General features: G+C 68.5%; 7 protein-coding genes. 2 read left to right on the forward strand and 5 right to left on the reverse strand.

Going from position 1 to position 14,311, the window contains the following annotated elements:
* Positions 1 to 107 precede the first annotated feature (107 nt).
* Complete coding sequence (locus H7J93_RS23975; protein WP_267308781.1) at positions 108 to 968, forward strand: LLM class F420-dependent oxidoreductase; 861 nt, start codon at positions 108 to 110, stop codon at positions 966 to 968.
* Here H7J93_RS23975 and H7J93_RS23980 read toward each other — a convergent pair.
* Positions 965 to 4,462, reverse strand: a complete 3,498-nt coding sequence (locus tag H7J93_RS23980) for a non-ribosomal peptide synthetase (RefSeq protein ID WP_267308794.1) — start codon at positions 4,460 to 4,462, stop codon at positions 965 to 967. The genes H7J93_RS23975 and H7J93_RS23980 overlap by 4 nt on opposite strands.
* 100 nt (positions 4,463 to 4,562) lie before the next feature.
* Between H7J93_RS23980 and H7J93_RS23985 the strand changes: the two genes are divergently transcribed.
* Positions 4,563 to 6,215 (forward strand): (2,3-dihydroxybenzoyl)adenylate synthase, encoded by a 1,653-nt coding sequence (locus tag H7J93_RS23985; protein WP_267308782.1) that lies wholly within the window; start codon positions 4,563 to 4,565, stop codon positions 6,213 to 6,215.
* Positions 6,216 to 6,220: 5 nt separating this feature from the next.
* Here the strand turns inward: H7J93_RS23985 and H7J93_RS23990 are convergent, their stop codons facing one another.
* The 4 genes from H7J93_RS23990 to hemW all read right to left on the reverse strand — a co-directional run bounded on the left by H7J93_RS23990 (position 6,221) and on the right by hemW (position 14,083).
* Positions 6,221 to 11,395, reverse strand: coding sequence for a type I polyketide synthase (locus tag H7J93_RS23990; protein ID WP_267308783.1), 5,175 nt, complete (start codon positions 11,393 to 11,395; stop codon positions 6,221 to 6,223).
* A 185-nt stretch (positions 11,396 to 11,580) separates the two neighbouring features.
* Positions 11,581 to 12,285, reverse strand: a complete 705-nt coding sequence (locus tag H7J93_RS23995; RefSeq protein WP_267308784.1) for an anti-sigma factor — start codon at positions 12,283 to 12,285, stop codon at positions 11,581 to 11,583.
* Positions 12,278 to 12,793, reverse strand: coding sequence for a sigma-70 family RNA polymerase sigma factor (locus H7J93_RS24000; RefSeq protein WP_267308785.1), 516 nt, complete (start codon positions 12,791 to 12,793; stop codon positions 12,278 to 12,280). The genes H7J93_RS23995 and H7J93_RS24000 overlap by 8 nt, the downstream gene beginning before the upstream one ends.
* Before the next feature lie 150 nt (positions 12,794 to 12,943).
* Positions 12,944 to 14,083: a radical SAM family heme chaperone HemW gene (gene hemW, locus H7J93_RS24005; protein WP_267308795.1), complete on the reverse strand. Its 1,140-nt coding sequence runs from the start codon at positions 14,081 to 14,083 to the stop codon at positions 12,944 to 12,946.
* Positions 14,084 to 14,311: the final 228 nt, after the last annotated feature.

The raw sequence follows: 14,311 nt of genomic DNA on the forward strand, positions 1-14,311 counted from the left end.
AGGTTACCCTAAATGGGTCTTTCGATGACCCCTACATGTGCCCCCGGGCGGGCCGATTTTCAGCGCCGGTAGCGTGAGCCGATAGTTCCCCGGGAAAGGATCGATACATGGATCTAGCAGGCATCGGTGTATGGAGTTCGCAGTTGCGCTACGGCGATCCCGGGCAGGCCGCCGAGGCCGCCGCGGAATTGGAGGAACTCGGATTCACCGCCCTGTGGATCCCCGACGTCGGCGGTCCCGTGCTCGATTCAGTGGCCCACCTCCTGTCGTCGACCAAGCAGGTGGTCATCGCCACCGGGATTCTGAATCTGTGGATGCACGAACCGTCGGATGTGGCGGAGAAGTACGCCGCGCTGACCGCTGAGCACGGAGAGCGCTTCCTGTTGGGGATCGGGGTGAGCCATGCGCCGCTCATCGATTCCAAGGAGCCCGGCCTGTATCGGAAACCGCTCGCCGCGACGCGGGCCTACCTGGATGCCATCGATGCGACCGAGAATCCCGTGCCCGTCGCCAATCGCGTGCTCGCGGCGCTCGGACCGAAGATGCTCGAACTCGCCGCGACGCGGTCCCGGGGCGCGCACCCCTACCTCGTCACGCCCGATCACACCCGCTACGCGCGTGAGCACCTCGGCGAGGGACCGCTGCTGCTGCCGGAGCAGACCGTCTTCCTGACGAACGACCGCGAGGAGGCCCGCGCGGTCGGGACCAACTGGTTGCGCTCCTATCTGGCGCTGCCGAACTATGCCAACAACCTGTTGCGCTCGGGCTTCACCCAAGAGGAGCTCGATTCGGTCAGCGACCGGCTGTTCGACGCGCTGATCGCATGGGGTGATGAAGAGACCGTGCTGAACCGGGTGAACGAACACCTGCAGGCCGGGGCCGACCACGTCTGCGTCCAGGTGCTCACCGCAGACCCGCGGGAGTTCCCCCACGAGCAGTGGCGCCGGCTCGGTGCCGCGGTGAGCTAGCCGCTCGCCAGTTCGGACAGCACCTCGGCGCTCTCCATCCCGGCGACCTCCAGGTACACCTCGGCGACCATCGTGAGCCGGTCGGCGTCCTGTTCGCGTTCGACGAGTCGATCAGCCAACTTCGACACGCATCGCGCCGCGAACATGTCGGCGACCTTAGCGGTCGGTGTATCGAGCCAGTCCCGGACCCGGGCGATCACCTGGGTCGCCAACACGGAATCGCCACCGAGAGAGAAGAAGTCGTCATCGACCCCGACCGTCTCGGTCGCGACGTCGAGTATCTCGGCGACAATGCCGACCAGCGCGGATTCCAGCGGCGTCGACGGAGCTCGATAGGCGTTCGCGGCCGGCGGTTCGGCTTGTGCGAGCTCCCGCGCAACGGCTTTGCGATCGAGCTTGCCGTTGACCGTGTAGGGGATCCGGCCGGCCACGACGATGATCTTGGGGATCATGTGCTCGGGCACCAGTTGGGTCAGCGCGGCGGCGACCGACTGCGGATCGAGATTCGGATCATCGGTGCTGACAAGTGCCGCAAGCAGGTCCGGCTCTCCGGGAAGGACCGCGGCGACCGCCCCGTCGACGTGCGGCACCCGCTTGAGCGCCGACTCGACGTCGCCGAGTTCGACTCGGTAGTTGCTGATCTTGACGCGGTGGTCGATGCGACCGACGAAGTCGAGGGTGCCGTCCGGTCGGTAACGGACGAGATCGCCTGTCCGATACCACGTTCGGCTGTCGTACTCAACGAACTTCTCGGCGGTCAGGTCCGGCCGGCCGCGGTAGCCGCGCGCGATGCCCCGCCCCGACACCCACAGTTCGCCCGGCACCCAGTCCGGGCAGTCGGAGCCGTCGGCGGCGACCACGCGACAGACATTGTTGGGCAGCGGCGTGCCGTACGGCACCGCGGTCCACTCCGGCTCCGGATCCGCTACGTCGCAGATGGCCGCATGGATCGCAAGTTCGGTTGCGCCGCCGAGACCGTGGGCGCGCACGCCGGGTGCGCACTTGCGCAGACCGCGGATGAGTTCGGGGCGCACCCAATCACCGCCGAGCAGCACCACGCGAAGCCCGGACAACCGCGGGCCGCCGACAGGGAGCAGCATCTCCATCCAGCCGGGCATGAAATTCAGCATGGTGACGGAGTGACGTTCGACGAGCTCGGCCCACTTGTCGGGATCGCGCCGGTACTGTTCGTCGACCACGACGACCGCTCCGCCGGCGCGCAGAATCCCGAAAATGTCGACCACCGAGTGGTCGCATTCCAGCGTCGACAACGCCAGCGTGCGATCCGTCTCTCCGAGATCGAAACGGCGACTGAGGAACTCGACGGTGTTCATCACCGCGTCGTGAGTCAGCTCGACACCCTTCGGCTCGCCGGTCGACCCCGACGTGAACAACACGTAGGCCAGATCTCCGGGATCGACCGGGGTGGTTTCGGTGTCGACGTGAGCCTGCATCGCCGCAGCGACGGTGAGGACCGGTGCGGTCGCTTCGGTGCGGCCGTCGCCGCAGAGCAGCACGGCAGCGACGCCGCTGGACTCGAGGATCCTGGCAGTCCGGTCGGCGGGCTGGTCGGTGCCGATCGGGAGATAGGCGGCGCCGGCGGCGAGGATGCCGAGCATCGCGGGGATCTGCTCGGCGCACTTGGGGCCGACGAGCGCGACCAGATCGCCGGACTGAACTCCGTTGCGGCGTAACGTTTCCGCAATGGCGAGGGCCCGCGTGCGCAACTCTGCATAGGTCAGGTCGCCGTCCTCACTGAACACGGCGGGCGCATCGGGTGTCGCCAGCGAATTGCGGAAGAACCCGTCGTGGAGCGCCTCCCCACTGGGCGGCGCCGTCACGCCGTTCACCGCGTCGCGCACCACGCGTTGGCTCTCGGGCACCGCGGGCGGATCGGAAGCGTCCCACGCCGCGTCGTCGGCGGCCAGCCGCGCCAGTTCCGCCACGTGATAGGCGAACATCGCTTCGGGAACTCCTGGCCGGAACGCGTCGATGCGGACGTCCCAGTTGATCATCAGACCGGTGGCCAGGGGTGTCGCCTGCGCGTCGATGAGTACCTGCGGGCCTTGGGAAATGGTCCACACCGGCGCACCGAACGCGTCGGTGACCTCACCGGCGAACAGGTCGCCGAGTCCGAGCGCACTGGTGTACACGATCGGGGCGAGCGTCTGGGTGCCGCGGTGGCGGCCAAGGTCGCGCAGCACGGACAGGCCGGAGTAACTCGAATGACGGGCGGCGTCGTGCAATGTCTGCTGCACCGCACGGGTCCGATCCGCGGGGCTCCTGGTCTGCGTCAGGTCGATGTCGAGCATCAGCGACGAGGTGAAGCAGCCGACCAGCTTGTCGACATCGGGATGGAAAGGCTCCCGGCCGAACATCGGCAGGTTGAGCAGGAACCGGGATCCGCTGGACCACCGCGCCAACGCATTCGAGTACGACGCGGCCACGGCCATCGCCGGCGTGAACCCGCGCCGGTGCGCGGCCGCGAACAGCGCGTCGCGCGTCGCCACGTCGAAGACATGCCAGAGTCGGATGCTGCGTCGGGGGTCGGCCTGCTCGGCCAGCGGAACCAGCGGCAGCGCAGGCGATTCGGGCAACTCGGGGATGCGGTCGGCCCACCACTTCCTGTCCTCGTCGGAGGGTCCGGGATCGGCGGCGGTGAGCGAGCTGCGGTACTGGCGATAGGTGTAGCCCAGTTCGGGCAGTTCACCACCGCGGTAGAACACCGCGAGGTCGGCCATGAAGTTGCGGTAGCTCACCGCGTCGGCGGCATCCATGTCCATGTCGACGTGTAACCGCGTCCGCCCCTCCGGCAGCAGCGACAGACTCAGCTCGAGCACATCGCCGTCGAGCATTTGATGCGATTTCTGGTGGCGCAGGTCTTCCAGCCGCTGCTCGGCCGCTTTCAGGTCGAGTTCACGCAGGTCATAGACGGTGACCGGGAGGTCGCGATCGCCGATCCGCTGGGTGCCGTCCGGCAGAATCTCCACACGCAACATCGGGTGCCGCGCAACGAGTTTCGCCGCCGCCTCGCGCAGACGGTCCGGATCGACGCCGGTGCCGTCGAACTCGACGTACAGGTGGGCAGCGACGCCGCCGAGCTGCTGATCGTCGTTGCGGCCCAGCCACATCGCGTGCTGCATCGGCGTCAGCGGGAAGGCGTCACCTGAATCCTTACGTGCATCCACATGTGCATCCACACCGGACCGGTCTTCGGCCTCCGCCGATTCGTCGGCCCCCGAGCGTCCGGCCACCAGCGCCGACCACGCGGCCACCGTCGGGGTCTCCGCCAAGGCGGCGAAGTTGACGTCGATTCCCTGCTTTCGCCACCGCCCGGACAGCGACATCATGCGGATCGAATCGAGGCCGGACGCGATCAGGTCGGCGTCGGAGTCGACCTCGTCGGGCGTCACGCCGAGCAGCTCTGCGACCTCCGCGCGGACGGTGTCGAGTGAACGACCACCGCTGTTGTCTGCCCCGCCCGCAACACCCACACTGTCCTCCAAATTAGTAAAGGCTGCCCTAACTAATTCGGCGAGGCTACCTTATATTCGAGGCACCGAACACACCTACGTCGAGGGGTCATGGCACACCATGAGCACTGGTTTAGAGCCTCAGCAGAGCGATCTCACCACGGGCTTCGTGCCGTTTCCGGCCGCGCGCGCCCAGCAGTATCGCGAGGCGGGTTACTGGACCGGACGACCGCTGGATTCCATCCTCGGCGACGCCGCCGCGGCCTGGCCGGATCGCGCCGCGGTAATCGATCCGAACGTCTCCTACACCTTCGCCGAACTGAACATGCGCGCCGACCGCATCGCCGCGGCGTTGGCGGATCGCGGCATCGCGGCCGGTGATCGAGTGCTGCTGCAGCTGCCCAACACGGCGCAGTTCGCCGTGGCGTTGTTCGGCCTCCTACGCGCGGGCGTGGTACCGGTGATGTGCCTTCCGGGCCACCGCTATGCCGAGCTGTCGCACTTCGCCGAGGTCAGCGGTGCGGTCGGCGTGGTCATCGCCGACCAGGTCGCCGGGTTCGACTACCGCGAACTGGCCCGCGAGTTGATGGCCGACAACCCGCGCCTGACCCACGTGTTCGTCGATGGTGACCCCGGGGAGTTCGAATCGTGGTCGGAGCTGGCCGATTTCGACGGCCTCATCCCCGACCGCGCGGCCGTCGACACGAGTACGCCCGCGCTGCTTCTGGTGTCGGGCGGCACAACCGGACTGCCGAAGCTGATCGCGCGCACCCACGATGACTACGTGTACAACGCGACCGCGTGCGCGAAAGAGTGCGGACTCACCGGCGACGACGTCTACCTCGTCGCCTTGCCCGCCGGCCACAACTTCCCGCTCGCCTGCCCCGGTCTGCTGGGGTCGATGACCGTCGGCGCCACGTCGGTGTTCACCACCGATCCCAGCCCCGAGTCGGCATTCGCATTGATCGACCGGCACCGCGTGACGGTGACCGCGCTCGTCAACGCACTGGCCAAGGTGTGGACGCAGGCCTGCGAGTGGGAACCCGTGCTGCCCACGTCGCTTCGCCTGCTCCAGGTGGGCGGTTCGCGGATGACCGCCGAGGAGGCGCGCTACATCCTGGACGGTTTGACGCCGGGCCTGCAGCAGATCTTCGGAATGGCCGAGGGGATGCTGAATTTCACCCGCCCTGGCGACGATGTCGACGTCGTGCTCAACACGCAGGGCCGGCCGATGTCGCCGCATGACGAGATGCGCGTCGTCGACGAGGCGGGCCGCGAGGTCGCCCCCGGCGAGGAGGGTGAGTTGCTGGTGCGCGGGCCCTACACCCTCAACGGCTACTACCGGGCCGACGAGGCGAACGCGCGGTCGTTCAGCCCCGACGGCTTCTACCGCACCGGCGATCGGGTGCGGATCTTCGCCGACGGTCCCCGAGCGGGCTACGTCGAGGTCACCGGACGCATCAAGGATGTCATCCATCGTGGCGGCGAGACCGTGTCTGCGTCCGACCTCGAGGAGCACCTGTTCGCCCATCCGGCGATCTATGCCGCGGCGGCGGTCGCCCTGCCCGACGAGTACCTGGGCGAAAAGATCTGCGCGGCAGTCGTCTTCAGCGGGCCTGCGATCACGCTCAGCGAGCTGAATCAGTTCCTCGACGAACGCGGGGTGTCGGCACACTCACGGCCCGACGTGCTTGCCCCGATGTCGACGCTGCCCAAGACGGCCGTCGGCAAGGTGGACAAGAAGAAGGTCGTGGCGCACCTCGTGTCGTCCTGACGGTACTAGGGCACCGGAACTTCCTGCGAAACGTCCGGCGTCGCCAGGAGTTCGGTGATTCGCTCCGACACGGCCGCCGCGGTCGGGTACTCCCACAGCAGCGTCGGCGGCAGCGACAGCCCGGTCTGCTTCTCGAGTTGGCGCAACAGCCCGACGGTCATGATCGAGTCGACACCGATCTCCACCAACGGCAGCGCGGTGTCCACGTCGCCCTCCGGCAGTCCGAGCTGGGCGGCCACCGCGGCCACCACCCGCTCAGCGACGCGCTGTGGATCGGGCCCGCCGTCGTCGCCGACAAAGCTGTCCAACAAAACATCCGGCATGTCCGACCCGTCGTCCTCGACCGGCGCCACGTCGGCGAGCATCGGCACCGCTGCGGCCTCCGGAAGAACCGGCAGCACAACGATGTTCGATTCGCCGTCGCGCATCGCCAGGTCCAGTGCACGGACGGCTTCATCGGCGCCGATGGTGCCCATGCCGAGCGCGTCCAGCTGCGCCGCGACGAAGCCTGACGTCGAGCCCATGCCCAGCCCCCGCCACGCCGTCCACGCGATGCTGACGGTGCGGTCGCCGAGGCCCCGGCGATGGCGCGCCATGACGTCGAGGAACGAGTTCGCGCACGCGTAGGCTCCCTGGCCGGGGAAGCCTGCGAGGTAGCCACACGACGAGAACAGCACCATCCAGTCCAACTGCTCCGGCGGGAACACCTCGTGCAACGTCAACGTGCCGTCTACCTTCGGGTGCATGGCGGCCACGAAGTCGGCAGGGCTCGTGTTGACAAGCAGCGCACCGGCTTCCACACCAGCCGCGTGGATGACACCGCGCACCGGCGGCAGATACCGCAGCGCGGCGCGTAACGCGTCGGCCGCGTCCGGCGCGCCGATGTCGAGCGGGATTATGTGCACCGACACGCCGCGCTCCTCCAACGCGGCCACGGTGCGGATCAACTCGGAGTCCCCCGCATCCCGCCACTCGGCGCGTTCGAGCATGCCGGTGCGGGACAGCAACACCAACCGTCGTGCGCCGATGTCGGCGAGCCGTTGCGCCATGCGCAGACCGAGAACGCCTGTGCCGCCGGTGATCAGGTAGGTGCCACCGGCCGAACACTGCATGAGGGTACCGGTCCCGCGGCCTGCGAACGCCAGCCGCGCCACCTGAGCGACGCCGTCACGGAACACGACGACGGGGTGGCCGTGCAGCGACGCCAATGCGCCGACGGGCAGGAGTTCCGCGCCGACGTCGAGCACGCCGCCGAAGACCTTGGGGTGCTCGGCGGCAGCGACTCTGGCCAGACCCCACAGCGGCGCGTGGGCCACATTCTCGCCCTCGTGCACGCGTTCGGTCAGCACCCACATGCGGGCCTTCGCACCGTGGTCGAGGAGGTGTCTCAGCGTCCGCATCACGACATCCACCGACTGCTGCGGCGAATCGCGGTTGCGGGGCAGCACCAACACCACCGCGCCGCGGTCCAACTCCACGTCGGACGCGGCGATGTCGTCCGGATCGGCGCACACCGCGTGCGGCACATCGGCGGCCACGAGGTCGCGGGTCACGAAGTGCCGGGTGTCGGCATCTCCCCCGACGACGACCACAGCTGACGGCCGGTCGTCGTCCCGCCACGGGACCACATGCCAGGTGACGCGGTGCAACATGCGCGAAAGATCGCTTCCCGCCGGGTTTTCGAGTTCCTCGAAGGACATCCCGATCAGCGAGGCGTGGACGGCCCCCGATTCCTCCGCGATCAACACGTCGGTCGTGGTCGTTCCTGGTCGCCGCCGCACGTGAAGGACGGCCACCGCAGACGGGCGTCCGTACACCTGCACGCGTTCGATCCTCGCGGGCATCCGCAGTCGCGGCGGGCCGTCGAAGATGGTGGAGGCCGCCGACGTCGCGGCATCCAACAGCGGTGCCCACGTCGCGGGTTCCCTCCGATCGCGGTCGGCGGCGACCCTGGCGATCAACTCACCCTCGCCGCGGCGCAGATCGAGGATCTCCCAACCGAATCCCATCGCGGCCACGCCGAGCGTCGCCAACGTGTCCACGACGTGGTTGGGCGGCAGCACTTCGGCGCACCTCTCACGCACGGCGGACTCGTCGATCACCTGTCCCAGGAGATCCTCGATGTCGTCGTCGGCCGCGGCCACGGCGCTGCTGTGGGTGAGCCACCCACCGTCCTCGGAGTCGTCGTCCTCCATCAACCGGGTCGAGAGCGTCAGACCGCGGTCCTGCAGGACCACCTGCACATCGCGGGCCCTGCTGGGAGCAACGGGAGTGCGCAGCCGGACGTCCACGAGATCGGTGCCGGACCGGTCCGAGCGGGTGTTCAGATCGGCGACGGCACCGAGGAATGTGTTCAAAATGACTGCAGCAGGGACGATCTCCGTGTTCTGCACGGGGTGGTCCCCGGGGTATGGCCGAGTGCTCATGTCGAGCCGTGTCTGCCAAATCGTGGACGCGACGGCCCCGGTCACGTCCATCCGCCCACCCAGCAGGGTGTGACTGTCGACGTCGTGCACGCCGCGGCCACCCGGTGGCGGTGTCGGCGTACGCCAGAAGCGGCGATGCTGCCACTGTGTGACGGGCAGCGCGTCGGCCCACGGCGCCGATGCGTCGATGCCGTGCCGGACGGGTGCACCGTTGCAGTGCAGGTTGCCCACCGCCGTGGCCACCGCGTGCAATTCGTCACGGTCGCGGCGAAGCATCGGAACGACTGCGTGCTCGCCGATCCCGTTGTGCGTCAACGTCTCGACGATCGAATGCGCGACGACCGGATGAGCGGACACCTCGAGGAACAGCCGGTGGCCGTCCTCGGCGGCCGCCGTCACGGCCTCGGCGAAGCGCACGCGATCGCGCAGGTTGGCCACCCAGTAGTTCTGATCGCGCGGCGTTGTCGAGCGCGGGTCGGTCAGCGCGGTTGTGTACAAGGGAGTCTCGGCGGGTCGCGGGCGCGGCAGCGCAGCGGTGAGTCGACCGAGTTCGGCGGTGAGCGCGTCCATCGCCGGACTGTGGAATGCCACGTCGGTGTTGACCCGTCGGATCATCACGCCCTCGTCGGTCCAGATCTTGCAGACGTGCTCGACGGCGTCGACCGTGCCGGATATCACGGTCGACGCGGGTGAAGCGCTGATCGCCGCCACCACGTCGCCGTGTCCGCTTAGCCGTCGTTCCGCCTCGGAGAACGGCAGCCGCACCAGAGCCATCGCTCCGTCGCCCATCACCGACTGGAAGCCACGGGCGCGATAGCACGCCACGGCGGCGCCCACCGTCAGGTCGAATACGCCGGCCGTCACGCACGCGGCGACCTCACCGACCGAGTGTCCGATCACCGCTGCGGGTGTGACGCCTCGCTCGCGCAGCACGGCGGCCAGGCCCACCTGCATCGCAAACGTCAACGCCTGCACCCGGTCCGTGCCGCCGAGTTCCCCGGTGCGCAGCGCGTCGCGTGCGCAGAACCCCAACTCGGCAGCGAACACCGGATCGATCGCGTCGATGACCGCGGCGAACGCGGGCTCGCGTTCGAGCAGCTGACGTCCCATCCCCGACCAGTGCGATCCGTGCCCGGAAAACACCCACACGGCGCCGTCGGGTGCCGCGGCAAGGGCCCGGGCGGTCACGACGGACGGATCGGCCTCATCGTCGGCCAGCGCGTCGAGTCCGGCCACGAGGCCGTCGATGTCGTCGGCCACCACGGCAGCCCGCGTTGGTTCGTGGGAACGGCGCGTCCACGCGGCGGCGGCCACACGGTCGATTCCGTGGTCACCGGCGCGCAGGTGGTCGGCCAGCGCCCGGGCCTGTGCACGCAGCCGGGCGGTCGACCGCGCCGATATCGGTACCACCACGGGGTTCGCGATCGCTACGTCGACGGCCGACGGCTCCGCAGCCGGGGCCTCCTCGAGCAGGATGTGGGCGATCGTGCCGCCGTAGCCGTAGCTGCACACCGCGGCACGGCGCGGTGCGCCCTCGACGCGTTCCCATGGCTCGACCGTGGTGGGCACACTCAAACCGCTGGCGGCCCAATCCACCGCTGGTGTAAGTGTTTTCAGTCCGGCGGTGGGTGGGATGGCCTCGTGGTGCAGCGCCAGCGCCGCCTTGATGAGGCCGACCACGCCCGCCCCACCCTCGAGGTGGCCGACATTGGGCTTCACCGAGCCGATCCGGCACGGCGCTTCGGCTGGTCGATCGACTCCGTAGACGGAGGCCAGCGCCCGCACCTCGGTCGGATCGCCGGTCGGCGTGCCGGTACCGTGCGCCTCGATGAAGTCGACGCTGCGCGGTGGCACGCCCGCCGATTCGCATGCGCGCGCGAACATGTCCGCCTGCGCCTCGCCGTTGGGCGACATGATGCCGACGGTGCGGCCGTCTTGCGCGACCGCGCCCCCACGCACGAGAGCGAGCACCCGGTCGCCGTCGCGCACCGCGTCGGCAAGTCGTTTGAGCACGACGACCGCCGCGCCCTCGCCACGCCCGTAGCCGTCGGCGTCCGCGTCGAACGTCTTGCACCGCCCGTCCGGCGCCGTCGCCCCGGCCTCGTCGAGCACCCGGGTGAGCCCCGGTCCGATCAGCGCGCTGACGCCACCGGCCAGAGCCAGCGACGTCTCGCCGGCACGCAGCATCTGGCACGCCTGGTGCACGGCGACGAGCGACGCGGCACAGGCGGCGTCCAGCGCGACGCTCGGACCGCGGAGGTCGAGGAGATGTGACACGCGGTTGGCGATCCCGCACAGGGACGTGCCGATCCCGGTCCAGGCTTCGATACCGGGCAGGTCCTCCATGATCAACTTGCCGTAGTCGTCGGAGTTGACGCCCATGAGCACCGCGGTGTCACTACCCGCGAGCGTTCGCGGCGGTACCCCGGCATGTTCGAGCGCCTCCCAACTGACCTCGAGCGCCAGCCGCTGCTGGGGGTCCATCAGTTCGGCTTCGCGCGGCGATACGCCGAAGAACTCGGCGTCGAAGCCGGCAAGGTCGTCGAGGAAAGTGCCCCAGCGGGTGGTCTCCTTCAGGACCGCAGCATTACGCGGGTCTCGGCGTAGATACGGCTCCCAGCGCTCCTCAGGAACTTCGCGGACGTCGCTTCGACCCTCGGTCAGAAAGGTCCAGAACTGGGCGGGGTCGCTGATGCCGCCGCCCAGGCGGCAGCCGATGCCGATGAGCGCGATCGGTTCGTTCGCGGCGGCCATGTCAACAAGGCCCCATAGGCTCAGAAGTCTGGATAGGCTTCCCTAACAAACCCGGCGTCATGGCGGCCATCCTGGCACACCCGCCCCACTTTTTGGGGTCTACGCTGCGGCTACACGGCGACGGCGAGCGTGGCACCCGTCACGTTCGGAAGTGCTTGCGCGCTAGTCAATTTCGCGGTGGCGGGTTATAGGGTCTTGACCGCCAGCGGCTCGTCGGTGCCCGACACCCGGATGTCGACGCTGCGGATGTCCGAGGTGGGGATACTCGTGGCCGCCGACAACCCGGTGGCCTCGTCGCCCGCCGGCCGCCACGAACCGACGGTCGTTTGCGCCCCGTCCTTCGTCGTCACGACGATGTCGTAGCTCTTGACGTCACGCGACCACGCCTTGGTGTACTGGCACGCCCAATGGAGTTCGGTGCCCCACTTCTTTTCTGTGACGGCGAGCTCGGCGGTCAGGCCCTCGCGCGCTCCCGGCTGCATCGGCGCCATCGCCACCGTCTGCACCGTCCCCGCCGTGCGGGGAAAGACCGTTGCTCCGACGACACCGCCGATGATCGCCAATGCCGCCGCGGCCGCGACGAGCACGGCCAGCCCGGTACGCCGCGAGCGCCGTTGCCGCGCGGCCGCCCCGTGGGCCAGCGACGCGACGTTGTCGCCCCGCGGTACCTCGGCGGGGCTGTCGCCGAGGTCGGTCAGCGCCAGTGCCTCGTCGCGGCTGAGCACGCTGAGAATGTCGGGCATCGCGGCGATCTCGTCGAACTCCGCGGTTCGCTCCGGATTGGCGGCGAGATAGTTCTCGAAGGTGCGCCGATCCTCGAGGTTCAGTGCACCGAGCACGTAGGCGGCGTCCCATTCGGCGACGTCGTCGTCGGGTCGTTCGTCAGTCACGACCAACCCCCCTTTCCTGCAACGCAATTCGTAACGCGCGCAGCGCGTAGTGAAGCCTTGATTTGATGGTGCCCTCGGGAACGTGTTCCTCCCGGGCGATGTCGGCCACGGTCTGGCCGAGGTAGTAGGCGCGCACGATGGCGTTGCGATGGTCTGCCGACAGCGACTTGAGCGCGTCGGCCAGCACCCATTTGTCGACCGCGGGTCCGATTGCGTCGAGGGAGGGCCGCTCCGGCAGGTTGTCGCTCTGCAGTTCCCTGGTGTAGCGGGCGCTGCGCCTGTCGTCGATGACGAGATTGCGGGCAACGGTGAAGAGCCACGCGCGCGCCGATTCGCTCGGCTGCTCGAGAATCTCCGGCTTTCGCCAGAGCCGCAGCAGCGACTCCTGCACAACGTCCTCCGCGAACGGCATGTCACCCCTGGTCAAGCGCAGTACATAGCGCAGCAGATCCTGGCTATGGGCGTCGTGGATCGCTCGCAGTACCGCGGCTTGATCAGGATCAGTCATGTCCGATACACCCGCGTATGCCTCGCTTTCCGTCGTCGTCGCACATACAACGGATGACCACCGGAAAAACGTTCACCGTCAATCGCAAACGTCTGCTACCCGCACATCTACCCGCACACTAGGTGTCGGAATTGCGTGCATCAACCCCCGCTAAGCGAGCAGAGTGCGGACCACCGCGTCGGCCAACAGGCGGCCCGGATCCGTGAGGATCAAACGGTCGCCGTCACGCGTCAGCAGGCCGTCCTCGATCACGGTTTGCGCCCGGCGCAGCTCGGCATCGTCGAGGGCTGCCAGCGGCAGCCCGTCGCGCAACCGCACCCGCAACATCACGTCCTCGGTGTGCTGCGCGTTGGAGTCGAGCCGCTCGAAATCGGCGACCGGCAGTACACCGTTGGCCAATACCTGCGCATAAGCGTTGGGGTGCTTGACATTCCACCACCGCGTCGTACCGACGTAACCGTGCGCACCCGGTCCGGCACCCCACCATTCGCCGCCGTTCCAGTAGCCGATGTTGTGTCGGCACTCCCCGCCGGGCAGGCACCAGTTGGACACTTCGTACCAACCCAGGCCGGCCGCGGACAGCCGCGCATCGATCAACTCGTAGCGATGCGCGAGCACGTCGTTGTCGGGGGCGCTGATCTCACCCCGCCGCACCCGCCGAGCCAGTGCGGTGCCGTCCTCGACAACCAACGCATAGGCCGACACGTGGTCGACCTGCGCCTCGATCGCGGCGTCCACCGAACGCCGCAGATCGTCGTCGGTCTCCCCCGGAGTGCCATAGATGAGGTCGAGGTTGACGTGGTCGAAGCCCGCCGCGCGGGCATCACGCGCCGCGTCGAGCGCCCGGCCCGGCGAATGCACCCGGTCGAGCACCGCCAGGACGTGCGGGGCCACCGACTGCATACCGAGCGACACCCGGGTGAAGCCGGCCGCGCGCAACTGCTCGAAGAGCTGCGGCGACGTCGACTCGGGGTTGGCCTCGGTGGTGACCTCGGCGTCGGCGGCCAGGGTGAAGTGGCTGCGTATCGCGTCCAGCACCGACGCCAAACCCTGCCCACCGAGCAGCGACGGCGTGCCACCGCCGACGAAGACGGTGTCGATCTCCGGGATGCGGCCCAGGTGGCGCGCCGCCAGCGCCAACTCCGCCCGCAGCGCCTCGAGCCAGCCGTCGGGGTTGGCGCCGCCCAGCTCGCCGGGGGTATAGGTGTTGAAGTCGCAGTAGCCGCAGCGTGTGGCGCAAAACGGCACGTGGATATACACGCCGAACGGAAGACCCGGCGCAGGGGCCATCGCCGGCAGCGCCACCGGTGCGGCGTTCGGAGTCCCTGCGGTTCGGACGGTCACCCAGCCAGTTTCCCAGACCGCGGTTTCGCTCACCGTGAGCGCAAATCTCGCCCGGTTAGACATCCCAAGTGCGCAAGTTGTCAAGCGGCCTTTGCGGTGGGGATGTTTTGGCGGTGCGACCATGCTGTCTGCTCGTCGTATGCGGTGCGGTGGCGCAGGCAGCCGTGGAGGATG

The sequence above is a fragment of the Mycobacterium barrassiae genome (assembly GCF_025822765.1).
In the GTDB taxonomy this organism is placed as follows: Bacteria; Actinomycetota; Actinomycetes; order Mycobacteriales; family Mycobacteriaceae; genus Mycobacterium; species Mycobacterium barrassiae.

Bases quoted from the DNA above. Each gene is read 5' to 3' on its own strand.
- H7J93_RS24000 (WP_267308785.1), bottom strand. From the start codon at position 12,793: ATGACTGATCCTGATCAAGCCGCGGTACTGCGAGCGATCCACGACGCC.
- H7J93_RS23985 (WP_267308782.1), top strand. From the start codon at position 4,563: ATGAGCACTGGTTTAGAGCCTCAGCAGAGCGATCTCACCACGGGCTTC.
- H7J93_RS23975 (WP_267308781.1), top strand. From the start codon at position 108: ATGGATCTAGCAGGCATCGGTGTATGGAGTTCGCAGTTGCGCTACGGC.
- H7J93_RS23990 (WP_267308783.1), bottom strand. From the start codon at position 11,395: ATGGCCGCCGCGAACGAACCGATCGCGCTCATCGGCATCGGCTGCCGC.
- hemW (WP_267308795.1), bottom strand. From the start codon at position 14,083: ATGGCCCCTGCGCCGGGTCTTCCGTTCGGCGTGTATATCCACGTGCCG.